Annotated in this window: 24 protein-coding genes; 7 read left to right on the top strand and 17 right to left on the bottom strand. The window is 60.2% G+C overall.

Annotation, left to right across the window (positions count from 1 at the left end):
- The first annotated feature begins 182 nt into the window (after positions 1–182).
- Positions 183–716, top strand: a complete 534-nt coding sequence (locus tag B2A78_RS19520; RefSeq protein ID WP_077731720.1) for a transposase — start codon at positions 183–185, stop codon at positions 714–716.
- Between the two features lie 38 nt (positions 717–754).
- On the opposite strand, the gene B2A78_RS19515 is transcribed toward B2A78_RS19520, so the two are convergent.
- The 3 genes from B2A78_RS19515 to B2A78_RS19505 form a co-directional block, all read right to left on the bottom strand.
- The gene (locus tag B2A78_RS19515) at positions 755–1,681 is read right to left on the bottom strand and encodes a DUF2971 domain-containing protein (protein WP_143735233.1); all 927 of its coding nucleotides are present in this window, start codon (positions 1,679–1,681) and stop codon (positions 755–757) included.
- 52 nt (positions 1,682–1,733) lie between these two features.
- The gene (locus B2A78_RS19510) at positions 1,734–2,339 is read right to left on the bottom strand and encodes a hypothetical protein (RefSeq protein WP_077731717.1); all 606 of its coding nucleotides are present in this window, start codon (positions 2,337–2,339) and stop codon (positions 1,734–1,736) included.
- A 157-nt stretch (positions 2,340–2,496) separates the two neighbouring features.
- The gene (locus tag B2A78_RS19505; protein WP_077731715.1) at positions 2,497–6,189 is read right to left on the bottom strand and encodes a hypothetical protein; all 3,693 of its coding nucleotides are present in this window, start codon (positions 6,187–6,189) and stop codon (positions 2,497–2,499) included.
- Between the two features lie 155 nt (positions 6,190–6,344).
- Between B2A78_RS19505 and B2A78_RS19500 the strand changes: the two genes are divergently transcribed.
- Together B2A78_RS19500 and B2A78_RS19495 are read left to right on the top strand one after the other, a co-directional pair.
- Positions 6,345–7,817 carry a HAMP domain-containing sensor histidine kinase gene (locus B2A78_RS19500; RefSeq protein WP_240502597.1) on the top strand — a complete coding sequence of 491 codons (1,473 nt, stop codon included), beginning with the start codon at positions 6,345–6,347 and terminating at the stop codon, positions 7,815–7,817.
- Positions 7,818–8,429 (top strand): hypothetical protein, encoded by a 612-nt coding sequence (locus tag B2A78_RS19495; RefSeq protein ID WP_240502596.1) that lies wholly within the window; start codon positions 7,818–7,820, stop codon positions 8,427–8,429.
- Positions 8,430–8,673: 244 nt separating this feature from the next.
- Here the strand turns inward: B2A78_RS19495 and B2A78_RS19490 are convergent, their stop codons facing one another.
- Both B2A78_RS19490 and B2A78_RS19485 read right to left on the bottom strand, forming a co-directional pair.
- Complete coding sequence (locus B2A78_RS19490) at positions 8,674–9,123, bottom strand: hypothetical protein (protein WP_077731714.1); 450 nt, start codon at positions 9,121–9,123, stop codon at positions 8,674–8,676.
- 186 nt (positions 9,124–9,309) lie between these two features.
- Positions 9,310–9,987 (bottom strand): TetR/AcrR family transcriptional regulator, encoded by a 678-nt coding sequence (locus B2A78_RS19485; protein WP_168175482.1) that lies wholly within the window; start codon positions 9,985–9,987, stop codon positions 9,310–9,312.
- A gap of 77 nt (positions 9,988–10,064) precedes the next feature.
- Here B2A78_RS19485 and B2A78_RS19480 point away from each other — a divergent pair, with 77 nt between their 5' ends.
- Positions 10,065–10,745 (top strand): DUF3280 domain-containing protein, encoded by a 681-nt coding sequence (locus B2A78_RS19480; RefSeq protein WP_143735232.1) that lies wholly within the window; start codon positions 10,065–10,067, stop codon positions 10,743–10,745.
- A 148-nt stretch (positions 10,746–10,893) separates the two neighbouring features.
- The gene (locus B2A78_RS19475) at positions 10,894–11,403 is read left to right on the top strand and encodes a DUF2380 domain-containing protein (RefSeq protein ID WP_077731710.1); all 510 of its coding nucleotides are present in this window, start codon (positions 10,894–10,896) and stop codon (positions 11,401–11,403) included.
- Between the two features lie 46 nt (positions 11,404–11,449).
- Here B2A78_RS19475 and B2A78_RS19470 read toward each other — a convergent pair whose 3' ends face one another.
- The 5 genes from B2A78_RS19470 to B2A78_RS19450 form a co-directional block, all read right to left on the bottom strand.
- Positions 11,450–12,946 (bottom strand): glycine betaine ABC transporter substrate-binding protein, encoded by a 1,497-nt coding sequence (locus tag B2A78_RS19470; protein ID WP_077731708.1) that lies wholly within the window; start codon positions 12,944–12,946, stop codon positions 11,450–11,452.
- On the bottom strand, positions 12,943–13,827 hold the full coding sequence (locus tag B2A78_RS19465) for an ATP-binding cassette domain-containing protein (protein ID WP_205780837.1): 885 nt from the start codon (positions 13,825–13,827) through the stop codon (positions 12,943–12,945). Before B2A78_RS19465 ends, B2A78_RS19470 begins: the two co-directional genes overlap by 4 nt.
- On the bottom strand, positions 13,824–14,087 hold the full coding sequence (locus tag B2A78_RS19460; protein ID WP_077731707.1) for a hypothetical protein: 264 nt from the start codon (positions 14,085–14,087) through the stop codon (positions 13,824–13,826). Before B2A78_RS19460 ends, B2A78_RS19465 begins: the two co-directional genes overlap by 4 nt.
- Before the next feature lie 108 nt (positions 14,088–14,195).
- Positions 14,196–14,465 (bottom strand): hypothetical protein, encoded by a 270-nt coding sequence (locus tag B2A78_RS25785; protein ID WP_143735231.1) that lies wholly within the window; start codon positions 14,463–14,465, stop codon positions 14,196–14,198.
- A 116-nt stretch (positions 14,466–14,581) separates the two neighbouring features.
- Positions 14,582–15,547 carry a helix-turn-helix domain-containing protein gene (locus tag B2A78_RS19450; protein ID WP_077731705.1) on the bottom strand — a complete coding sequence of 322 codons (966 nt, stop codon included), beginning with the start codon at positions 15,545–15,547 and terminating at the stop codon, positions 14,582–14,584.
- Positions 15,548–15,725: 178 nt separating this feature from the next.
- On the opposite strand from B2A78_RS19450, the gene B2A78_RS19445 reads away from it, so the two are divergent.
- Positions 15,726–16,172, top strand: coding sequence for a hypothetical protein (locus tag B2A78_RS19445; protein WP_077731761.1), 447 nt, complete (start codon positions 15,726–15,728; stop codon positions 16,170–16,172).
- A 25-nt stretch (positions 16,173–16,197) separates the two neighbouring features.
- Here B2A78_RS19445 and B2A78_RS19440 read toward each other — a convergent pair whose 3' ends face one another.
- The 7 genes from B2A78_RS19440 to B2A78_RS19410 form a co-directional block, all read right to left on the bottom strand.
- Positions 16,198–16,722: a DinB family protein gene (locus tag B2A78_RS19440; protein WP_077731704.1), complete on the bottom strand. Its 525-nt coding sequence runs from the start codon at positions 16,720–16,722 to the stop codon at positions 16,198–16,200.
- 67 nt (positions 16,723–16,789) lie between these two features.
- Entirely contained in the window at positions 16,790–17,710 is a 921-nt protein-coding gene (locus tag B2A78_RS19435; RefSeq protein WP_077731703.1) for an EamA family transporter, read from the bottom strand.
- On the bottom strand, positions 17,707–18,357 hold the full coding sequence (locus B2A78_RS19430) for a glutathione S-transferase family protein (RefSeq protein WP_077731702.1): 651 nt from the start codon (positions 18,355–18,357) through the stop codon (positions 17,707–17,709). The genes B2A78_RS19435 and B2A78_RS19430 overlap by 4 nt, the downstream gene beginning before the upstream one ends.
- Before the next feature lie 30 nt (positions 18,358–18,387).
- A complete protein-coding gene (locus B2A78_RS19425; RefSeq protein WP_077731700.1) occupies positions 18,388–19,587 on the bottom strand; it encodes a PLP-dependent aminotransferase family protein in 1,200 nt (399 codons plus the stop codon).
- The gene (locus B2A78_RS19420; protein WP_077731699.1) at positions 19,584–20,393 is read right to left on the bottom strand and encodes a PhzF family phenazine biosynthesis protein; all 810 of its coding nucleotides are present in this window, start codon (positions 20,391–20,393) and stop codon (positions 19,584–19,586) included. The genes B2A78_RS19425 and B2A78_RS19420 overlap by 4 nt, the downstream gene beginning before the upstream one ends.
- 280 nt (positions 20,394–20,673) lie before the next feature.
- Positions 20,674–21,267 (bottom strand): glutathione S-transferase family protein, encoded by a 594-nt coding sequence (locus B2A78_RS19415; protein ID WP_077731698.1) that lies wholly within the window; start codon positions 21,265–21,267, stop codon positions 20,674–20,676.
- A complete protein-coding gene (locus B2A78_RS19410; protein WP_077731696.1) occupies positions 21,254–22,234 on the bottom strand; it encodes a DMT family transporter in 981 nt (326 codons plus the stop codon). Before B2A78_RS19410 ends, B2A78_RS19415 begins: the two co-directional genes overlap by 14 nt.
- A 128-nt stretch (positions 22,235–22,362) precedes the next feature.
- Between B2A78_RS19410 and B2A78_RS19405 the strand changes: the two genes are divergently transcribed.
- Positions 22,363–23,793: a PLP-dependent aminotransferase family protein gene (locus B2A78_RS19405; RefSeq protein ID WP_077731695.1), complete on the top strand. Its 1,431-nt coding sequence runs from the start codon at positions 22,363–22,365 to the stop codon at positions 23,791–23,793.
- Positions 23,794–23,851: the final 58 nt, after the last annotated feature.

Here is a 23,851-nt window from a genome sequence, read left to right as displayed (position 1 = left end):
AACAATTTATTTACGGTAGTTCCTCATTTTTGTGACAAGTTTGGGGCGGGGTAAGCAGTCCGGTAGGCTGGGACGAGCGAAGCGATTCCCAGCAAACGCGGCTCTATCTATCTTGTACTCTAATCTTTCCATAATCTCGGTAGGCTAGGTTGAAGGAACCGGAACCCAGCTAAACTCGATTCATGCGTGTCTATAAACGAGCCAAAATTGCCGGCGGAGTGTACTTTTTTACGGTGAATCTGGCGGAAAGGTGCGGCAACGACCTTCTCACGCGGCATATTGCCGATCTGCGCGAAGCGTTCAAGATGACTCGGAAATCGCATCCCTTCTCGATCGAGGCCATTGTGGTCTTGCCGGACCATCTCCATTGCGTGTGGCAACTGCCGCCGGCCGATGACGATTTCTCAACCCGCTGGCGTTTAATAAAGGCGCGCTTTTCCCGCCGAATCGATGGAGAAGAGCGCATTTCGGCGAGCCGCCGGAGAAAAGGCGAGCGAGGCATATGGCAACGCCGGTATTGGGAGCATGTCATTCGGGACGAACGGGATTACCACCGACACCTGGATTACATTCACTTCAACCCGGTCAAACATGGCTACGTGCAATCTCCGAAGGATTGGCCTTATTCGTCCTTTCATCGTTGGGTCGAACGGGGCGTCTACCCTGCCGACTGGGCGTCGATCTCGCCGGATGTCGCGGCGTGTCAATGGGAGTAACAGCTTGATTTGCTGGGATTCGTTTCACTCATCCCAGCCTACGGGCTCGAAGGATTGGGCGGGTTCCGAGATGGACGATTTGGATTTCGAATAGGCTTCTCGGATTGATGGGTTTCGCTTCGCTCTACCCATCCTACGCGGGCTGGTTCAATTCGGAGCTTGCTCAACTCGTGCATCAGGAAACCAGAGTCGGCCTCAGGTGCCAACAGGATTTCTCGAATTGCGGCGCCCGCAATTGCCTCTCGAAAGTCGAACTCAAGTTGCAGGGAGGGCGGGAAGTGAATAAATGTGCCGTCCTTTAGAGCGAAGTGCCCAATGCCAATGGCAGAAAAGGAAATGCGCAACTCCTTCTCTTCGCTGAAGCGATCGGCGTCTTTGATGTACGTGTAGAGAATTGGATTGGACAGATACGTCTCGTTTGTCTGATGGGTGTCCCAATCGACATAGCTAACCAAGCCGTAATTTACCGAGAATATCTGACGACAGGGATTGCCTTCATATAGAAGGACGGCGCCTTCGGGATTCAATGCGCGATTGAGCATGGCTCGCAGCTTCCCAAACTCGAACACGACGCAGACTTTGCCCTTCTCGCTACCGTTGGCGTAGTTGTTCCAGATATAGTCGGAGTTCTCGACGGAGAAGCAGCTCGCAAAGGTTCTGCTCCTGCATTCGTCGTAATAATGCGCCACGGAAAAGTCCGGGGCCTTCTGGAACCTAGCGGCAGCATTGGCCGGTTGATCCTTTGGTAACTGCCGGCTGTCGTTCTCGTCAGCGTTGGGGAAGTCCGAGTAACTGTCGACGCGGCTGAAGTAGAGATAATTGCCGGTGACTGAGCGCAAGAGATTCTCGACCGTCATGATCTTGTACAGCAATTGGTCTTGCGGCGGAATGCGCAGTAGTGGCGCGTGGGGTTCGATACTTCCCAAAGGGGCAAGAGGGCGTTGGGAATCTTCTGAGCTATTCATCTCGGAGTCCACCGATGATCACTGGCGCTGAACTGACGCCGAACGTTGCCGCTCACGCGGTGCGTTTCTTAACGCGGTCGCGTGCAGCGGTTTGTTGGGCAGGCTTGAGCGATATCGAACCTACGCCAACTCCGTGAATGAACGGGTAGTCGCCCAATTCCGCCGCCTCATGCATTTCTTTGATAATTGCCGATACATCTTCCTCAGCCCGCTTTGCATTCGACTCTGTGCAGTATTCTTCCCAATGGGCTTTGGGCGTATGGCGGTGTGGCTCGTCTTTAGAACTAACCTCTTTGGATTCTTCGAGAATTACCGATTTGCCATGCGCTATGGCGTTCCTGAACTTAAAGAGCGCACTGAGAGTTTGGTATGGTCTCTTTGAGAAATCGGTCGTGATCCCCAGGTGCTTGCAAAGGGCGGCGTACTTATCCAAGACCTTGATTGATTCGATTTCCGGCCAGAAGTCGAATAGATGACTACCCAGGTGATTGAGGTATGCCTCGAAAGTGAAAGCTCTCATCAGCAGTGAAGCCATGGTCGTGTAGTAGCTGCCCTTCTCGTCTTCCAATGACTTCTGTAAGAGAACATTGGCCCCATGATTCAAGTCAACGAAGGTGCGAACCTCGCGCTCTCCCGAATATACAGCGTCTTTAGCCATATGCTCCCTTAAATGCCCAACTTGAAATAGAAGTTCTATATAACGTCTTATTTTGTATCAAAAGTGACAGATAAAGCGCCTGATTTATGATCAATGCTTCTAAAAACTTTGGTTCACACCGTAGGATGGGTAGAGCGAAGCGAAACCCATCAACCAGCTACCGCCCCCGCATCAACCTTTCATAATCCCCCTTACTCAGAATATACAAGGGACTCGCGGATACCCTGGCAGCCGCTTTGCCGTTCATATCGACCGCAAGATGCTCAGCATGTCCCACCACGTCTACCACGACCCAAGCCTTCGCCGGATCGAGCTTTAGCGGCCAATCGCCGGTCTGCTCGTCCGTCCGCCAGATCATGAAGGTTTCGCCGAAATAGGCGGCCTGGATGTTGGCGTCTTGGGTGTCCACGGCCTTGTAGGGCAAGCCGTCGATCAGGGCGCCGGCGGTGTAGAGAGCCGCCTCGGCGGGTTTGTGACCCATGGAGTAGTCCCAGAGGCGGCCGTAGCCCCAGTCGTATTCGTGGCCGAGGCAGAAGGCCAGCCCCAAGTAGTCGCTGCGGCTGTTGGCCCAGGCGATCATCTTCGCGGCCTGTTCCGCCTGCCAGCGGCGGCCGGTGAAACCATGGGCGGTCTTGGCGCCGGCTTCGCCCAGCCAGAACGGCAGGGTGTTCTTGCGTCCGAGACTTTCGTAAGCCGAGAGAACGCCGCGTTCGTCTTCGGTGGAGCCGTTGCCGATAGGATGGCCGAAGCGGGGCGGGCGTTGCGGATAGGCGTGGACGTCCCAGGCGTCCTGGTACTTGTCGAGGCCGAGCTTGAGCACTTCGGCGAACCACTTTCCCGAACTCAAGCCCCCGGCATAGCCTCCGTCATCCGTCGTATCGCCGGGGCGCACCAGGCTGCCGCCGACGTAATGGCCGTCCTTCCGGGCCCCGTGTACCGCTTCGTACTCCCACTTAGCCCGCTCGACCCAATGGGCGGGGGCGCGCAGTTTTTGCCATTCCCCTTCGCGGCGGATGTCGATTTCGTTGGTCGCTTTGAAGAAGCGGGTATAGGCCGAGGCCTTTTCGATGAAGGCGCGCCCGTCTTCCGGCTTGTCGTTGAGCCAATGGCTGTCGCCCGAGGTGTCGCCGAAGAAGACCAGTCCGCGCGACTTGGCGCGTTCCCACTTCGTTTGATGCTCCGGCGGGAATCCGGGATAGGAGCCGTAGCTCTTGTAGATGCCCGTGCGCTCCAGCCAGGCGAAGTATCCGCCCTCCTGGCGGAAGCCTTTGTCGCCGTCGAAGAAGGCGTAATAGTCGTTGTTCCAGAGCTTTTTCTTGTCCAGCCGTTCCTTTTGGGCGGCGTTTCCGCGAACCACGGTGAAGCCGTCGGCGGGATAGGCCATGATGAGCTTGCCGTCGGGTGTGTGCAGGGAAGGGTAGACGGCGTAATAGCCCGTTTTGGGCGTTTTTCCGAAATCGAGCGTGGCCTCGCCGGGGAAGAATCCATCGACCTCTTTCACGGCGACCTCGTTGCCCCGGTAATCCGTCATCCTGAGGCGCAGCTTGGCGCGGAAGCGGGGCAGGGGAGCGGGCAGTTCGGTTTCCTCCAGAATCGGATGCCAGCGGATGTCGGCGCGCAGCTTGAGCGGGTCGCCCGGTCGGGGCAGATTGGCAGGCGCGTCGACGTACACCAACGGCCTGAGCTTCGCGGCCACGCCGGCTAGCGCCAAATCGGCGTTCGGATCGGCGAGCTGCGTCTTGATCGAATCGAGCGGACTTCCGGACTCATCGGTAAATCGAGCGGCAAAGAAGAAGCTTTCGCCTTTATCGTGCTGCATCGCCAGCTTGACCAACAGACGATGCCACCCCGGCGCAAGCGCCAAGGGCGCGGCCTGTGAAGGCTCGGCGCGTTCCGGCAGGGCAGTGACCGCAAGACCCTCGGTGGTGAATCCCTGTAGCGCATTCTTGGCGGGTTCGCCCGGAACCGGGAAGTCGGCCGGCGGGTTCGGATCGTCGGCGAAGGAGAGGGGCTCCCCGTCCAGCCATCCGGCGGTTCTGATCCCGGACTGGCGCAATTTCAGCAGCGCCTGGGTCGGCTGGTCGACGTGAAGATAGAGCTGAGCGTAGCCGGTTCCGCGCGACCAGCCGTAGGAGTGATCGGTGGCGGGCTCGATGACGGTGACGCCATTGGCTGCGGCCGGAGCCTTTTGCCAGGTCTTTATCTTGCCGCCCATCATGGCGGTGCTGAGGTAGGGCTGGCCGGGATTCGGACGCAGCACGGTTTCGCTATCGAGGCCGTAAATCGAAACGCCCGCAAGGCCATCCTGCAATCCGCCCACCAGCCAGGCTTCGGGCACGCCGTTATGGAGCGTGGTAGGCGCGTCTGATGTGACGGCCGGGATTGTGAGCATCGTGCCCGCGTGTTCCGGATCGGCGAGAAATTTCGCCACGGCCGCTTCGTTTTTCGGCGAGGCGAGGGCGCTGAGCACGGTGTAGTTGTTGTCGGTTACGAGCGCGGCGGGCAGCGCGGGCAGATTGAGGCGCCGTGCCATGTCCTCGGCTTCGGGCCCGATCGAATAGTTCACCCGGAGCTTTTGAACCCGCTGGCGTGCGGCATCGGCCGCCAATCCCCGGAACAAAATTTCGCCATGATCGCCCTTGCCGTCGAGCACGTAGAGCTGTCCGCTAGGATCGGACACACTCTTCGTCCGCGCCAGAAAGCGGTTTCGGGCTTCCGCCGCCGAGGCGCTCATCCAGTCGCCGAGCGGCGTTTCCATCTTGAGGAGAAAGGCATCGAAAACCTTCGCGCCGTCAGCTTTACCCGCGTTTTCTATTTGCAGCACCTTGTCGCCCGGCAAGATGGCCACGGTGGCAGCGCCTTTCACCCACTGGTATTCCCAGGGCGAGGTGTTGGTCACTACAAATTCGCCGCGAGCGGCCAGTGCATTCGGATCGGCGCCGGCTTTTACGGTGAAGGTCTGGGCGACCTGCGACACTTCGCCGCCGCTCTTGTACCTTGCGAAGAAGCGATAGAGGCCGGGCGGAACGGCGGGATCGAGGCTGAACCTAAAGCTCGCGCCCCAAGCGCCGAAGCCTTGATGAAAAACCTGGACTTCGTCTTTTTCGGTCAGGATCGAGCCCGCGCCTTCGAGTCCCGCAGCGGTTCCGGGATGGACCCGAATCGCGGGATCTTTGCCCGCCGACATCCAAAGCGGCGTTTTGCCCAATTCCAGAAGAACCGCCGGAAGTTCGTTAGTGCCTTGTTCCGGAAGCGCCGTCGGCGACTCTGGGCCGCCGAGCAGAAAAGCGTCGAAAATCTTGGCGTCGTGGCCGGCTCCGCTGTCGCGGATTTCGATTACGGTATCGTCGGCCTTGAGCGTCAGCGGGGTTTCCGCGCCGATCCAGGCGTATTCCCAGCCCTTGGGTTTCAGCTTCACGACCGCGCGTTGTTCGAGCTTCGAGGCATCGGGTCCCGCCCAAATCTCGAAGGTCTGCACGCAAACCTCCGGTTCGCCGCCTTGCCGCCAGCGCGCCCAAAAGGTGTAGGGGCTCGCGTTTGCCCGGGGTTCCAGTTTGAATCGGAAAGCGACACTCCACGAGCCGAATCCCGGATGCAGCGAACTGATATCATCCGGACCGGTTTGAATCGAGGCGTCTCCTTCGTGCGCACTGACATCGCCCTTATAAACACGCGTCGCATTGTCCTGGGCTGCGGCCGACGGCGGCTGGCTGCCGAGTTCGAGCAGCAGAGCAGGATTCTCGGCGCTGCCCGGAACCGGCAATCCCGAGAGTTCGGCGCCGGTAGCCAAAGTCAGCCAGGTTGCCGCCGCAATGGCAAATCCGCCCTTCGAAAAAAAATGCTTTGTCATTCGATTCACCTTGCAGAATACGCCGCTGCGCAGGAAGTCGCTCGTGGGGCGAACACGCCATTCAACACGACCGGACGATAAATCCCTATCATAAGGGAGGTCACAAGAGTGTTACGGCATCGTCGAGGTCGGTTTGCGAACCCAACGATGCGGCAATGATTGATTTGAAGCGGATGAGATTCGAAAAGTTATTCTCGCTGAAATACCTGATCCCCATAGGGTTCGTGGTCGTTCTGGTTCCCTTGCTGTTTGCCGTGATGTATGCGGCCTTCGCCATGCGCGACATCGCGCGGCTGGAGCAAAGAACCTTTTATCAGATCGTCGAGCAGGTGAAAACCGCCCGCTCGGCGCTACAAATGGTTTCCGATATCGAGCGAAAAGCCAAGCTCTTCGTCATTTTGGCGCATCCGGCCTTGCGCCAGCCCTATGAGCGGCAGTCTTACGAAACCGTTCGGAACTCCCTGAGGGAGGCCTTGGGCGAACTGCTGAAAATGGGCGTGGACGAAAAAGTCGCGCTTTCGATCAATCAGTTGTCGGAGCAAGAGCGCTTGGTTTACGAGCAAATCATCAGCTCCGACACCGGCGATCGCGTCGCCCTGCCCGACGACCAGGCATTTCAAGGTTTGCATGCGGCGGCTAATGCTTTGTGGCAGGAAATCTCGGAACAGGTCGACCGGGAGGCGAAACAGCTCTACGCACAGTCGAGATCGGTTCAGCAGGATCTGGTGATCAAGGCAGGATTTCTCTTGCCTACTTCGGTTGCCGTCATCCTGTTCTTGCTGACCTTGCTCAGCCGCTCGGTCCGGCAGTTGGACGAAGCGATCCGAAGGCTGACGGCGCGGGATTTCGGAAAGCCTATCAGCGTGGCGGGGCCGCAAGATCTTCGGTATCTCGGCGATCAATTGGAATTGTTGCGGACGCGCCTGCGCTCGCTCGAAGAGTCGAAACGGCAGTTGATGGATAATGTGTCGATCGAGATCGAGACGCCGCTGGCCCGGATCGTCGAAAGCGCGGAACAGCTCGAGATGATGAGTGACGAAGCCGGTCCTGAACAGCGCGAAATCGGCCGGACGCTGACCACGAACATTCAAAAGCTGCAAGAGTTGTTGGCGGAGCTGACCCGCTACAACCGGCTTCACGAGGAACCGGAACAGAATGTCGCCGAAAGCGTTAAGATGCAGGATCTGTTAAGGTCCGTCATCGCGGATCACCGGCCTCGCCTGCAAGCGAAGTCCTTGACGGTCAAGGAATTGGTCCAGCCGGTCGAGGTGTCCGGCGATCGGGACCAGCTACAAACCATTATTGACAACCTGATTTCCAATGCCGTGAGCTACTCGCCCGTAGGCGGCGAAATTCGAATCATTCTCCGCGCCGTGGGGGGCAACATGGAGCTGGAGGTCGAAGACGACGGGCCCGGTATCGACGAAGAGGAAAGCAAGCATGTATTCGAACCGTTTTACCGGGGCAAGGCCGCGTCCAGCCTCGCCACCGAAGGTACCGGAATGGGATTGGCCATCGCCAGCGAGTGCGTCGCCAATCAGCGCGGAAAGATCGAGGTTCTCGAACCGCGGCAGGACAAACAAGGCGCTCGCATCCGGGTTCAATTACCGCTGGTCGAGGCTGCCTGAATGAACATGCTTGTCCGCAGTACAGTTTTAATGGGGCTCTCGGTGTTGGCCGGCTGCGCGGAATTCTACCCGGACCGCTACCGGGCTTCGTATTACACACCTTCCCACGATGCCTATTCGCGATCGGATATCGACGAACTGCTGGGCTTCGGCGCCGCGTTCGCCAATAAAACCGCCGCATCTCGCGCCGAGGAATGCCGGCGGATGCTCAAGCATTACCGGCAAAATCCGGGCGTCGGCGTGCGCTTGCACCTTCTGATTGCGCGAACGCTTTCCGAAGCCTGCGGCGACACGACCAAGATCTTGGCGTCCGTGGGGGCCATACCCCCCGAGCGGATGCCGGACGGAAGGGTACAGAACCTGGTTGCCATTCAAATGGAGACTCTGAAGCGGGCCGGGAGTCTGTCGAGAAAAGCGGTAGCCGCGGAACGAAAACCGGACCGCAAACAGGCGACGGTTTGTGCCCCGGACTCGAAGACGGTCGATAAGACCAATCCCCCGACCGACGAGGCGAAAATTCTTCGGGAGAAACTGGAAGCCATCAGGGCCATCGAGAAGAGCATGGACGCGCCGACGATCGACACCGAGGGTGGCGAGGGGGGAGGGAAGTAGCCAGGGGCTTTGCCGTACCCCTCGGGCACTGCGCTGTTCGCCGGCTCCCTGCTGGCCGGTGCAGCGCCTTGACACCCTTGCGACAAAGGCGTGCGAGAAATGTGGGCTAATAGTAGGTCGGCAACCCCTTGCCGACGAAGCCGTTTTTCCGACGGTTGCGTCGGGAAAGGATTCCCGACCTACTCTCCCTTGGACCGCTAAACCGGACCGGAAAGTATTGTAAGGCCGTAACCCGCCGAGCGGCCTAGCCTTTGCCGCCGACAAGCGCATCGATCTTCGCAAGCAGCCTTCCGAGCGGGGTGCGGCTGAGCGCCAGGCCGAGGCAAACGCCGATACCGTTGGCGACCATGTCGACCGGATCGAATGTACGCACGTTGCTGAGTCCTTGAAGAAATTCCAGTCCGATCCCCAGGAAAAGGAGAAACAGCGGCCAGCGCCAACGGGGCAGGAAGGCCTGTCGAAACCAGTACGTCAGCGAGGCATACGCCAAGGCATGTTGCGCCTTGTCCCAAGCGAGCAACGGCGTGGGCGGCTGAGGCGGTTCCGGCGTCAGGCTCAGCCAGACCACGACGGCGACCATCAGCCAGCCGATGCCTTGCCAGAGGCGGGGAAGGTGTAAGGGGCGGCGTGCTTCGCCGCTGGCCGGAGGTCTATGTTTGCGACGCCCGACCGTTTTCCGAAGTCCTGTTCCCATGCAGATGAATGCTTTCCTGGAGTTAAACGGCGGATTCTAGCAATTCTGCGGACGCGGAACTTGCTGGACATTTCGAATAGGGACGTCTCCGTCGGCTGGTTGCACAGGCTGAGGTGGAGGCACCGGAGGCGGCGATCGAAGCGCCACCTAGCGAAGCCCCTGCTCTTTCAGAACGATAAAACGATCTCAGCGTGCCGCGATCGCCGCCGCTTCCTCGGGAAAGATTTCGCGCATGATGCGCTCCGCCGAAGCGGTGTAGTCGTGCCGGGTCGAGACCGGTTCCCAGGGAAGCCCGTCCAGCAGGGTCCGCAAAACCAGCCGGACGTTGTTCTCCAGGTCGCCGATCCCCATGTTCCGGTAAGGGAAGTTGAAGGTTTCGAACATGAGTTCGCCGTAATGCAATGCCCAGAAACCGTAGACCAGGTCCTGCGGCGCCATGGTCCCCGGCAGCTTCAAGTCGCCGTTTTCGATGGCTTCGTCGATGACGATGACGACCCGGTCGATCACGTCCTTCATGAGCTCGTTTTGAGCCGCGTGGCTCTCCGGCGAGATTTTTTCCCGGACGCCGGCGGACTTGACCGTGTAAATGCTTTCGTATTCCACCGGGTACAGCTTGGCGTAGAAGTGGTGGGCCAGGTGTATGGCCAGCAGCCGTTCGCGGCTGTTGCCGCGGAGCTTCAGCGCGCGATCGAAAAAGTCGCGCCAGGTTCGGAGTCCGCGTATGCAAAGGTGCATCAGCACCTCCTCCTTGCACTGGAAGTGCTGGTAAATGGTGCCCTTGGAGTACTCGGTCAACTCCGCTATCCGGTCCATCCCGAAGTTGCTGAAGCCCTGTTCGGCGATCAGCTTCGCCGATATGTCCAAAATTAATTCCTTCCGGGCGATGATTTCACGTTGCTTTCGGGTTAATTTCGTCATGATTTTGACGGTATGGATAAATTTTGACGAAACGTCAATTGTTATGCTGTAATCTGAGCCGTAGCTTGGGCGAAGAACTCGCTGTGACCCAAGCAGCGTACCCGGTAAGAAGGCTGGATTTCAATGAGGCGATTCCGATGCATCGTTCCCCGTTCGTTCGGCTGATCTCGATTTTTGCAGTTCTGGTGCTAGTCCATTCCCCCGTCTGGTCTCAGAACAGTCCTCCGGCCGAGCGGGCGTCGACGGGTGAAAGTCCTGATCTTAAGACGCTCGCAGTGCTGGACTTGGAACTCACCGGCGATCTCGGCGACAGCACGCGGGAGGCCGAGTGGGGCAGGCGGCTCGCTGTCATGACCGAGGTTTTGCGGGACGATCTGAGCCGCAGCGGGTTGTACCGGGTGGTGGATCATGGGCCGGCTCCCGAACTCGTCGCCGAGCTGAAGTCGGCCCGCTATCTGCATGCCTGCAACGGCTGCGAGCTGGACATCGCCCGGCGGCTCGGCGCCGAGCGGGTTCTCGTCGGATGGGTGTTCCGAATGAGCAATCTGGTCCTCAGCCTGCACATCCAAATCCGCGACGTCGCCACGGGGCAAACCCTGATCAACCGCGCCTTCGATTTTCGGGGTGACAAGGACGAATCCTGGCGCCGGGCCATAGCCTATTTCGTCCAAGACCTGCGGGAAAGGCCGCCAAGAAGGCAATAGCTGTCCGCCTTGGGCTTTCCGGTCCAACTTCCGGAGAAAGCAAGCATGCTCGAAAAGCTGAATGTGACGAAAGCGATCGATGTGCCCGGCCACGAAGTTTGAACAGCGATCAGCGGCATCGAGCAGGATTTACGATAGGAGCATAGTCATGTCTGTCTTAAGCAAGATCATTTCAGTCCTTACTCTCGCGATCCTCGTTTCCCTTCCGGTACGCGCGAATTCCAGTATTGGGGTTCTGGATTTCGAGTTGAACGATGTCACCTCGAATCCGGGCGTTGCCGAAGAAGTGGAAAGAACGGCCTCGCTAAAACGGTTACTGGAGGAACATTTGAGTGGCAAGGGCTATCACATCGATGCGACCGACCCGGCCGCTCAAGCCGCCGCCACCAAGGGGTTCGGATACCTCTGGGATCATTCGGACGAAGCGGCGGAGCTCGGGAAAAATAGCGGGAGCGAGTTCGTCGTCGTCGGACGGTTGCACAAGCCGAGTTTCCTGTTCGTCTATCTCATGGCGCATTTGATCGATACCAAGACCGGCAATGTCGTCGGCGACTTCATCGTCGAGGTCAAGGGCCAACAGCAGAACTTCACCGCCAAGGGCATCGAGAACCTGGCTCGGCAGATCGATACGAGACTCAAGACGGTTAGCGGGTCGTAAGCCCCGGCGGGCTGCGAAAGGTTGTGCAACGCCGGGAGGTTTCCGGTCACCCGCGCAACCCCTTTGGTACCAGCCGGCGTTCGGCGAGCTCGAAGACGCCCTCGATCAATAGCGCAAGCAGGGCGGCAGGGATAGCCCCTTGGAGGATCAATCCCGTATCGTCCAGGCGAATGCCCGTGAGAATCGGCTGCCCATATCCTCCCGCACCGATCAGCGCGCCAAGGGTCGCCATGCCGACGTTGATCACGGCAGCCGTCCTGACTCCGGAGATGATGGTGCGCAAGGCCAGGGGCAACTCCACCAGTCGTAGCCGGGCGAAGCGGGGGAGGCCGAGCGCATCGGCCGATTCGAGCAGCGGACCGGGAATGTTCTGAAGCCCGGTACAGGTATTGCGCACGATGGGCAGGAGGCTGTACAGGAACAGAGCGGTGATGGCCGGCCAGGCTCCGATTCCGAGCAGCGGGATCATGAACACGAGGAGCGCCAGCGACGGTATCGTTTGAAGAATCCCGGTGGCTCCAAGTACCAGCCTTCCCAGGCGCGGTCTACGCGCGCACAGAATACCCAGCGGAATGGCCACGAGGATGGCGGCGGCCAGCGAGATTGCGACCAGAGAGAGATGTTCGAGCGTGTGGCGCCACAGGCTGGCAGCCAAGCCCTCGACCTCGCCGTCGGACGCGATGGCTAGCCGTTTCCGCAGGAAGTCGGCGGCCACCTTGCGCTCCGATACCTTGCCGAGCTTGGCCGCCGCGTTCATGGCGGTCATCTCTTTCTCCGAAATCCGGCCTTCCAGTTGCCGGAGTACCGGAAGGACGGCCGGCAGGCGTTCGGCGAGGTCGGCCCGGTAAAGAAACACGGCGCGATAGTCGGGGAAATAGCCTCGGTCATCCTCTAGCACCCGGAGCGAGTAGTATTGAATCTCCGCGTCGGTGGTATAGAGGTCGGTCACATCCAGGCGGCCGCCGGCAAGGCCGCGATAGGCGAGCCCATGATCCAGACCCACGACCGCTTGCTGGGGTAAGCGGTAGGCTCGTTTGAGCCCGGGCCATCCATCCGCCCTAGCCATGAATTCGTTGCTGAAACCGAACTTGAGCTCCGGGTGGTCGCGCAGCTCGGAGATGGTGGTGATTCCCAAGCGTTCCGCGCGAGCGGTCATCATCCCCAGGGCATAGGTGTTGTTGAATCCGAGCGGCTCGGTCATCGACACGCCCTGTTCCGCCAGGACCCGGCGCAGCGTCGCCAAGTCCCGCTTCCCTTGTAGCCGGCCGCCCAGAACCTCCTCGATCAGAGTCCCGGTATATTCGGGATAGAGGTCGATCTCGCCATCGATCAAAGCCTGCCAAAGGAACCGCGTCCCGCCGAGCTGCTTTCGGTGTTGCACGTCGATCCTCGCGTTTTCGAGGATCTGGGTCGCGATCTCGCCGAGGATCACCGATTCCGTGAACTCCTTGGAACCCACGGCCACCCCCGTCGTCTCCCCGGCTTCAGGAGCCGAGCCGTAACCGATCCACAAGCTCAAGAGCAGGGTCAGCCGGTAGATCATGTCGCCCGTTGCACAAGTCCGTCGACCAGGCTGCGCTGCGCCCGCACGAGGCGCGCGACGTACTCGGTGGCCGGCGAATCGATCAAAGCCGTCATCGGCCCTCGCTGTTCGATGGAGCCCTCGCGCAGCAGCACGATCTCGTCGGCAAAATGGCCGGCCTCGCTCAGATCGTGCGTCACCATTAGAACGGTTTTCCCGAGAGCGGTGAACAGCGTCTTGAGATCGGTCTGGAGTTCGTAGCGGATCAGCGGGTCCAGTGCGCCGAGCGGTTCGTCCAGCAGCAGGATCTCGGGGTCCAGCATCAGCGCCCGCATCAGGGCCACTCGTTGCCGTTCGCCTCCGGAGAGTTGGGACGGGTAGCGGTCGAGCGCTCCCGTAGGCAGGCGGACCAGTTCTGCGAGTTCGATCATCCGCGCCTCTGTTCGCGCGGATGACCAGCCGAGCCGGCCCGGCATCAAGGCCACGTTGCCGCGGGCGGTCAAGTGCGGAAACAGTCCGCCCTCCTGGATGACATAGCCCATTCGGCGGCGCAGTGCCAGAGCCGTCGAGGCGGTGACCGGCGTGCCCATCAACTCGACGGTGCCTCGGTCCGGGAGGACCAGGCCGTTCGCCAGCCGGAGCAGAGTGGATTTGCCGCAGCCGCTCGCGCCGATGATCACCGCCACCTGCCCCTCGGGAATCGAGAGATCGATGTCGCGAAGCACGGCAACGCCGTCATAGCTTTTGGTGACCCGTGACAGTTTGAGCATGCGGCGATAATACCGGTTAATAGCCTGAATTTCGTGGACCCGCCCTCTAAATTTGTTCCGCGACAGGACAGGGTCGATTGTCGCCGGCTTCCGATGCGCGACTCGAAACGGTTCGCGGGTCGTGTAGCTCATTTTGGCACTGCGAGTTTGCGCAACGCCTCGCGAGTTCGTTCATCGGCCACGGATAAGCGCAGTTTCCGTTCAGTCGCCGCGGCAAACCGCGGAGAGGCCGCCCCCGAAGCGATAATGTGGAGCGCGGTTCGCAGCTCATCGATCAAAGACCAGTCGGCATCGGTCATGCCGGATGAATCGGGATGTCGCGAGCCCCGAATCCAGCCATCGATGTCGCCGTCGAATCGTTGGTATATCTCGAGCTTTTCAAGGGTAATCATGATCTATGAGAATGCGTTTTGAACTCAGCACCAAAAGTAATATCGCAAATAGATTGATACCAAGCCCTCTCGGGTTTGCGACATCTTGTATGGAACCTTCCAGCATATTCAAAGGTATGGCGAATCCGGGATCCAATTTGAAAACGAAGTTTTCACCATAAATGAAAACCACCTGTAATGAATAAAAACCATTACGAGCTGTCTTCCGATGGAAAGGCGAACCGCGGTTAAAATCCCGCCGGAAAATCCGATAATCCCGAATATAAGACATGGGATATTGAGATGTTGATGATCGCGGATGGAAATAAAGCTGCCGGATAATGCGGATGCGGAAAGCAGGAGCGTGATTGCCGAAAGTGCAAGTCGTTTCTTTTTCATGGATCTCTCTGCAAGGCAGGACGACGCAATAGCGAACTCAATTCCACTTCTCCATTCACCCGATGCCGAATTTTTTCGATGGAACGGTCAATCGTGCCGAATCTGCGCGCAGGCATTTAGTGTTCCCGCTGTCGATATTCCCGCGGCGAGCAGCCGAAGCGCTGCTTGAAAGCCCGGCTGAAATGCGACAGATCGTTAAACCCCCAGCGGAGCGCGATTTCGGACAAGCTGTGGCCTACATGCGCCGAGTCGAGCAGGTTTTTCGCGCAATTTTCCAGCCGGCGCCGCCAGACATGGCGCATCAGGGAGGTCTCCTCGTCCTTGAAAAGATCGTTGATATAGCGGGCCGACAAGCCCACGCCGCTCGCGACCGATTCGACATTCAGGCCGGGGTCGGAAAGGTGCCGCTCGACGAACGCCTTGACCCGGTAGAGGGAGAGCGAACGGCTGCGGGAGAGATGAAAGTTCGCGGGGCGCGCCGAATTTATGGCGAGGGTCAGCAGGCCGAGCGACTGTTCGGCAAGGGCGGAGAACTCGTGCGGATTCAAGCGGCCCGCCTGGCTGGCGGACCCGCGAAGGAACATGGACGCCACGGCGCCGATGCCGTCTTTTCCGGGAATCCGGAGCGCCGTGCAGTGCTCGATTCCGGCAATTCTGTCTCTCAGCATCGTGCGCGGAATAGAGACGATCAGTTTCGAAAAAGTCCGCGGGCAGTAGATGCGGTGGGGCCGGGTGGCATCGTAGAGGGTGATGTCGCCGGGTCTTAGAAAAACCTCCCGTCCCTGCTGTTCCAGGGAGTATTGGCCCGAGAGCAACACCACCGCGAAATAGGCGTCCTGATCGGATCGATACGGCTCGCCCGGCAGCCGTTCGATGCCGATGGCGTTGGACCGGATAGCGGAGAGGCGCAGGTCTTCCCACGGATATATCGTCATCTCGTTGAACAATGCGCCGTCGGCGGGTGGGCTGATTTCCACCTTGACGTACTCCCGGCCAATGACTTCCCGCAGCCAGCCCTGCCTCTCGCTTCTGGGCACATCGGCTGTGGATAGCGTTAAGGCCTTGGTATTCGATGTGTGCATGGATCAGGTTCGCGTTTTTCTCGATGGCTCCGGATAGTAGGCGTGCGGCAAACGGCTGTAAACGGCGAAACCGCCGTTTCAGTCAAGTTTTCTTTCCGTCCCGATCCAGCGGACAAAGGCGGAAATATTCATACTGCGCGGCACCGATTTGTAACCGGAATTCACGATGAGATTGACGATGCAGCAAGATTCAGGACTCGCGGGAAACATGATATTGCTCAGAGGCGCCGCGCTGTGGCTGTTGATGGCTCTGGTTCTGGCCTGGTGCATGGTCGGCCTGGGATTCGGTCTGCCCGTGCTGCCGGCCATTTTTCCGGGCAAGTTCACCCGCCTCTTGCAGGCGCATCTGGATTTCCTGCTCATGAGCGCCCTGATTTTCGGCTTCTATGCCGCCAGAGTGCCGCTGCCCTGGCATGTGCGCTGGGCCATGGTGGTCGGTGCCTTCACCAATTCCAGCCTGTTTTTGATGCAGGCGATGTTTCCGGTGCTGGATACTCCCACGCCCTCGGACGGTTTGTTTCCGGCGGCGTTTCGGCTGTTTTTGCTGGCTAGTATCGTCCTCACCAGCTACGGTTTCGGCAAGGGGGCGGTCATCGTATTGCGATCGACATTCAGGAACGATTGAAGCTCGACGGACGCCCTCCGGCGCATCACCCTGACTCGGCCGGATCGAGTTCGCAGAGGCTGGGAAGCCAGGGGAGGTCAGTGACGCCGTAGTCGAGCCCCAGTTGGCTCAGCAAGGTCGTCAGTTGTCCTCGGTGGTGGGTCTGATGGTTGAAGAGATGTGCGACCAGCAGCCAGAAGGGCCGGGTGCGCGTTTTACGGTCCGAAAGGCTGGTATAGGTGAAGGGCTGAGCGAGACGTTCGGGAGAGAGTGTCCGGGTCCAGTCGAGAATCTTCCGGTCCATCGTCTCGCGCTCCCGCCGCAAGTCGTCGAACGCGGAATAAAGTTCCTGGCCCAGGGCTGCCGTTGTCAACGGCAGCCCAGCCAAGCGTCCCATCCAGATGAGGTCGGCATGGAGCAGGTGATTGAGCGTGCCGTGAATCGAGCCGAAAAAAGCGCCGAGATCCTTTTTCCGGAGTTCGTCGGGAATTTCGGCGCACACCCGGTAGAGCTTCTCGTTCATCCAGGCGTTGTATTCGGCCATGGTTTCGTAATAGCTGAGCTCGTACATGAGACTATTGCTCCAATCTGCGTTTTCGTAGCCCGTATGCAGCGCAGCGGAATACGGGGAAAGAGGATTATTCGTTCACCGCGACCACCGCTTCCTTGCTGGCTCTCGACCGGCCGGTGCTATTGATGAACACCACCGATCCGATGATGATCGCCGATGCCGACAGGATGCGCGGGGTCAGCGGTTCCTGCGCGAACCAGTTGCCGAGGAACACCGCCACCAGCGGATTGACGTAGGCGTAGGTCGCCACCAGCGGAATCGGCGCGTTTTGCAAGAGCCAGGCGTACGCGACGAAACCGATCATAGACCCGAAGGCGATGAGATACGCCAATGCCAGCCACGAGTCGGTGGAAACCTCCGAAAAGCTGAATCCCTTCAATTCGCCGTTCATGGCGCTCGCGGCCATTAGGGCGCAACCGCCGGCCAGCATTTCCGCGCCCGTCGTCATCAAGGCGGACTTCGGCAGATTCATGGTTTTGCCGCAGATCGAGCCGAGTGCCCATAGAAATCCGGCGATCAGGAGCGCCGCCACGCCGAGAGCGTCCAAATGCAGGTCGTCCGAGAATTCCGACGGGCCGACCAGCAAGTAAATCCCGGTGAAGCCGATGGCCAGCCCGGCGATCACTCGGGCCGTCGGTCTGACGCCGTTCGGCCTGAGCGCGTCGGCGATCACCATGAACATCGGCACCGCGCCGATAATCAGCGCTGCAATGCCCGATGGAACGGTCTGCTCGGCCCATGAGACCAGCCCGTTGCCGCCGAGGAGGAGCAAGGTGCCGACGATGGCTGCCGATCGCCATTGGCGAAGGGTCGGCATGGCATCTCCGGCCGCGCGTCGCCAGATCAGCAGGATCGCGCCCGAAACGAGGAAGCGGAGCCCGCCCGACAGAAACGGCGGAAGCGTTTCCACCGCGAAGCGGATCACCAGATAGGTCGAGCCCCAAACGAAATAAACCGCCAGCAACGCTAGCCAAATCCTCGTTTTCATTCCTCGAACGCCTGGATGACCTCGGTTTCCGATTTGCCGGCCCCGATCCATTCAACCATGGCAGGATGGCCGAGCACCGTATTCACGTAGTCCTGCGCCACGGGACCTGCATCGAGCCGATAGGTCCAAAAACGCAAGGCCACCGGTGCGTACATGGCATCGACGACGGTGAAGCGGCCGAACAGCCAAGGACCGTCATTCGCGTGCCGCTCCCGGCAGTCCCGCCAGATTTGCCCGATTCGGGCGACATCCTTTTGAGCGTCCTCGGGCAATTCCTTGCTTGCGGACTGTCGCCGGCAGTTCATGCTGCAATGCGTGCGCAAGGCCTGAAAGCCTGCGTGCATTTCCGCCGCGAGCGAGCGGGCCTTTGCCCTGTCGGAAAGTGTTTTCGGCCATCCGCCGGTTTCCGGGAAGCGTTCCGCCAGATATTCGAGTATGGCCAGGGAATCCCAGACAGTAACCCCATCGTTCACCAGTACGGGCACTTTTCCGGACGGCGAATAGGCGGCGATGCGGCTTGCCGTGTCTTCTCGATAGAGGGGAATCCGGACCTCTTCGAAGGGAATGCCGTGGTGTTTCAGAAACAGCCAGGGGCGCAGCGACCAGGAGGAATAATTCTTGTTGCCGATGACCAGGGTCAGATTCATGAAAGACAACTCCTTTTCGATGAAAAAAGTTCAGACGGACAAGGACGGGCTGTTCGTGCGGTTTCCACCGCGGTCGGTGATTTCCCCCAGAATTTCCGCGATCAGGCCGATGCCCCGCTCGATGTTTTCCGGAGCCGCATGGCTAAAGTTCAGGCGCAAGGCCGGGTAACGCTGGTCTCTTGCGGGAAAGAACGGTTCGCCCGGCATGAACGCCACGTCGCGCGTGAGGGCCGCCTGGAGCGCCGCCAGGGTATCGCACTCGCGGGTCAGACGCAGCCAGAAGAACAGGCCGCCGGCAGGCGCCCGCCACTCGGCGAGCCCCTCGAAATGGCGCAGGAGGGCGGCCTGCATGGCGTCGCGCCGTTCCCCGTAGACCCGGATCATCCGCGCCATGTGTTCGTCGAACCCGGCCGAGCTCAGAAACCGCGTGAGCCAGGCCTGGCCGATGCGGTTGGTATGCAGATCGCTCGACTGCTTCAGCCGCACCAGTCCGGAGAAGAGTTCCGGCGACGAAGCGAGATAGCCCACCCTGAGGCCCGGCGCGGTGATCTTGGAAAAGCTCCCGAGATAAACCCAGGGCGCCCGTTCCAGATAGGCGCAGATCGGGGTACGGTCGACCGTCTGGTAGACCAGGTCCCGGTACGGATCGTCTTCGATCAGGGGCACGCCGGTTTCGTCCAGAACCTGGGCTACCGCGCGCCGGACTTCGTCCGAGTAGCAATACCCGGAAGGGTTCTGGAAAGTCGGGATCAAATAGACGAAAGCCGGTCGGCGACGGTCTATGGCCAGGCGCAACGTATCCGGATCGACGCCGTCGGCGGACAGCGGAAGTCCTTCGAATTCCGCGCCGTACACGCCGAGCGCCTGGATCGTGGCGAGATAGGTGGGCGCTTCCAGCAAGACCTGCGAGCCTTCGTCGACGAACAGCTTCCCGACCAGGTCGATGCCCTGCTGCGAGCCGGACGTGACCAGCACCCGATCCGCGTTGCAATCCACCCCCAATGTGGACAGGTTCTGCGCGATCAGGCTCCGCAAGGCAGGTTCGCCTTCGCTGGGGCCGTACTGGCGGTAGTCGTCGGCGAGGCCTTCGAAATCCAGGGGCGGCATCAGTTCGTCTGCGGGCAATCCGCCGGCGAAGGAAATCACGCCGGGCCGCTGGGTGACTTGCAGGATGTCGCGGATCAGGGAACTGGTGAGCCGCTCGGCACGGCGGGACAATCGAAGCGTCATGGGATCGTTGATTCCTCGGTAAAGGATTGAAGCAGTATTTCGCCTTGCAGGTATTTTACGGCCCGGCCCGAGATGAGAACGCGTTCCCCCCGCAGTTCGCATTCCAGTTCGCCGCCCCGGCTGGACAGTTGTCTCGCGGAGAAGCGGGTTTTCCCGGTGCGCTCCGCCCAGTAGGTCGTCAGCAGGCAGTGGGCCGCGCCGGTCACCGGATCTTCCGGAATGCCGACCTTGGGTGCGAACATGCGCGAAACGAAATCCACCGAGCGGCCCGGCGCCGTGACGATGACGCCCATGAGGTCGAGCTTGGCCAAAGCCGAGAAGTCGGGCTGCAAGGAGCGTATGTCCTCTTCGTCGGCAAAAACGCAAAGGTACATGGCACCGCGCAGGACTTCCAGGGGGTTGCGGCCCAACCCTTCGGCCAGGAGGTCCGGGCAATCGCAAATCATGCCGTGACTCGCCGGAAAATCCAGCGTCATGAGCTCGTTCTCGCGGCGAACCCGGAGCTCGCCGCTGCGGCTGTCGAAGATCACTTCCCGCAAGGCCGGCTCCATTTCCCGGAACACCACATGGGCCGCGGCCAGAGTCGCGTGGCCGCACAGGTCCACCTCGACCGTGGGCGTGAACCAGCGCAAGCTGTAACGCCCGTTCCCGCCGACCAGGAAAGCGGTCTCGGAAAGATTGTTTTCCGCGGCAATCGATTGCAGCGCGGAATCGTCGAGCCAGCGACCGAGCACGCACACGGCGGCCGGGTTGCCGCCGAACAGGCGATCGGTGAATGCATCGATCTGATAGATGGGAATACGCATGGATTTTTTTACCTTCCTAGAGCGTTTTTTATTGCGGCTTGGCGGCGAGCATCGGAGATGCGTAGGTCGGCAATCCTTTGCCGACAGAGCTCCCGCCGACGGGCTGCGTCGGCAAAGGATTGCCGACCTACTTCGTGCGCTACGCCAAACCGAAAAATGTTGGTTTAGTAGGCCGGGAATCCTTTCCCGGCGTAACGGCTCGACCAAGCCACCTTGAGTCGGTGGGTTACGTTCCGCTAAGCCACCACAATAAATGTTCATTCAAATGCCGAATGGACTATCAGAGACCGGACATGCCCACGTAACCGGGCAAGGACCGGATGCGTGCGATCCATTGCCCGATGTGTGGAAATTCGTCCAGTACGACGCCGCCTTCCGGAGCGAGAGCGACGTACGGATAACAGGCGATATCCGCTATGGTTGGGTGGTCGGCGGCGAGCCATCGATTTTTTTCGAGATGGTTTTCCATGACCCCCAATCCGGATCTTCCCAGATCCTGGCATTGCGCCAGATCCCAGGGACGGTTGAATTTGGTTACCGCCCGAGCCCGTGCAAGCCCGTACAGGATTTCGTTTTCCGACAAGGCCAGCCACTGCATGACCCTGGCCATCGTTTCCGCCTCGGTAGGGAGCCACCGTTCGCCCCCGTATTTTCTGGCCAGGTACACCAGAATCGCCATGGAGTCCCATACGACGGTGCCGGCATCGTCCAGCACCGGAACCTGGCCGCGCGGGTTCCGGGCCAGGAAGGCCGCCTGCTTGTGTTCCCCCTTCATCAGGTCGACGGGTATGGATTCGTAGTTCACCCCTGACAATGAACAAAACAGCCTTATCTTGTAGCAGTTACCCGATAATTCCATGTCATAAAGCTTCATGATCGTTCCTCATTAAGATTTGATTTTTCTCGGTCCGTAATGTCATTGAATGGCGAATTCGGCGGCCTTCGCGCTTGATTTCCGCCGACTGCCGCATCGGAGAGTGCTGACTGACCCAAAGGCTTGTCACTACGACGGCAGCCACGCCGAGCAGCGAACCGCTCAACGCCTCCCCCAGCCATAACGCGGAGGCGCCCAAGGTCAGGAATGGCTGCAGCAGTTGTATCTGGCCGATCTTTGCGATACCGCCCACGGCCAGACCGCGATACCACAATATGAATGCCAGGAACTGGCTGACCACGGCGACATAAGCGAACCCGGCCCAAGCGTCGAACGGCGCCGAGAGATCGGTATGCGCCATGATCCAGCACAGCGGTCCCAGCAACCAAGGCACCGACAGCACCAGGGCCCAGCTGATCACCTGCCAGCCCCCCAGAATGCGGGTCAGCCTGGCGCCCTCGGCATAACCGAGCGCGGCCAGCAAAGACGCCGCGAACAGCCAGAGATCGCCCGAGCGAAGGCTGCCGCCCCCGGCTTCGAAGGCGAACGCGAACACCGCGGCCGCACCGATCAGCGCCGCGATCCAAAAGCGTCCGGGCAGCCGCTCGCCCGCCAACCACGCGCCGAAACAGGCCGTGGCCAAGGGCGTGACCGAAAGCGCGATGCCGCCGTGGGACGCCGGCAGTTCGCGCATGGCCCAGGCCGAAAGCACCGGGAAGCCGATGATGACCCCCAATGCGACCAAGGCTAAGCCTCGAAGCTGATGACGCTTCGGCCAAGGTTGCCGGGTGACCAGCAAAGCGATTGCCGCCAGTCCAGACGCAAGTACGCCGCGTCCAAAGGCAACGAACCAGGGATCGAGATGCAGGACGGCGACGCGCGTTGCGGGCAAGGTCAGACTGAAGCCGGCAATTCCCCAAATAGCGAGAAGCCAACCCCGGCGTATCTTCGACGTGTTCGACTGCATGACAACCGATTCCCCGAGCGTGTTTTCGTAGCGTGGTGGCCGTACAATAAATTGCCGCCGGCGGACAATACAGATACAGTTGACGATCCGTTCGGCCATCCTGTACCGGTCGCGGAGCCATAACAATCATGAATTCCCTCAACCTCGATCCCCACGACAGCCGGCCCTTGATCGAACAGATCGTGGCGGGCATCAAGCAGCGCGTCGACGAGCGCGCCTTGCGGCCCGGCGCGCGCCTGCCGTCGATCCGGCATTTCGCGAGCGAGCATCGGGTCAGCAAGTTCACCGTGGTCCAGGCCTTCGACCGGCTGGTGGCGATGGGCTATCTGAAATCCCGGCAGGGGTCGGGTTTTTACGTGGCTCAACGCTCGGAATCCGGCGCTGCGGTGAATCAGTCCTGCCGGCTTGAACGGGCCATGGACGTGCTCTGGCTGCTCCGCAACGCCTTGCAGGAACAGCCGCACATCGCCATGCCCGGCGCCGGCTGGCTGCCCGGCGAATGGATGGACGGCGAGGGCATTCAGCGCAGCCTCCGCACCCTCGCCCGCAAGAGCGGCACCTATCTGACCGGATACGGTCTGCCGGCCGGCTACGAACCGCTGCGGTCCCTGCTGGCGCGGCGGCTCGACGATCAGGGCATCGGCTGCTCTCCCCGGCAGATCGTCACCACCCGCGGGGCCACTCATGCCCTGGACCTGATCAGCCGGCTGTTCGTCAAACCGGGCGACGCCGTGCTGGTGGACGATCCCGGCTATTACACCCTGTTCGGTTACCTGAAGCTTTCGGGGGCGCGGCTGGTCGGCGTACCCTGGACTACTCAGGGGCCGGATACCGCCGCGATGGAAAGCCTCATCGAGGAGCACCGGCCCAAGGTGTTTTTCACCAACACGCTGCTCCACAACCCGACCGGCGTCAGCATTACCCAGGCGGTGGCCTACCGGGTTTTGCAACTGGCCGAGCGCTACGATCTGATGATCGTGGAGGACGATATCTACGGCGATTTGTTGACCGGACAGGCGACGCGCCTTGCGACGCTCGACCAGCTGGAGCGGGTGCTGTTCGTCAGCAGTTTTTCGAAAACCGTTTCCGCAAGTCTCCGGGTCGGCTTCCTGGCCTGCAAGTACGAAATCGCCGAGAGCCTCACCGATCTCAAGCTCCTGACCAGCCTGACCACCTCGGAAATCGACGAGCGGCTGGTCTACGAACTCCTTACCGACGGCTATTACCGGAAACACCTGGAAAAACTGCGCTCACGCCTCCGCAAGGCGCGCGGCGAGGCGGTCAGAAACCTCGAAAGCAGCGGGCTGGAAATTTACCAGGACGCGGAGGACGGACTGTTCATCTGGGCGCGCCGCGACGCGTCCGAGAACGCCACGCATTTAGCCGCCGCGGCCGCCAAGCAGGGCATCATGCTCGCCCCGGGCGCCCTGTTCAGGCCTCAGCAGGAAGCCTCGCCCTGGCTGCGCTTCAATGCCGCGGGTTGCGGGAATCCGGCCATTTTCCGGTTTCTGGATGAGGGGCTTGCCGGCCGGGATTCCGGAACGGATTTCGACGACTGAAACGTGCCCGGCGGAAGTCGTTGGCGCCTACAGTCAGGATAGATCGACTCAAACCTTC

Origin of the sequence: Methylocaldum sp. 14B (genome assembly GCF_002005105.1) — a bacterium.
Classification (GTDB): Bacteria; Pseudomonadota; Gammaproteobacteria; order Methylococcales; family Methylococcaceae; genus Methylocaldum.
The sequence above is the reverse complement of the archived record's forward strand: the minus strand, read 5'-3'. Positions and strand labels throughout refer to the sequence as shown.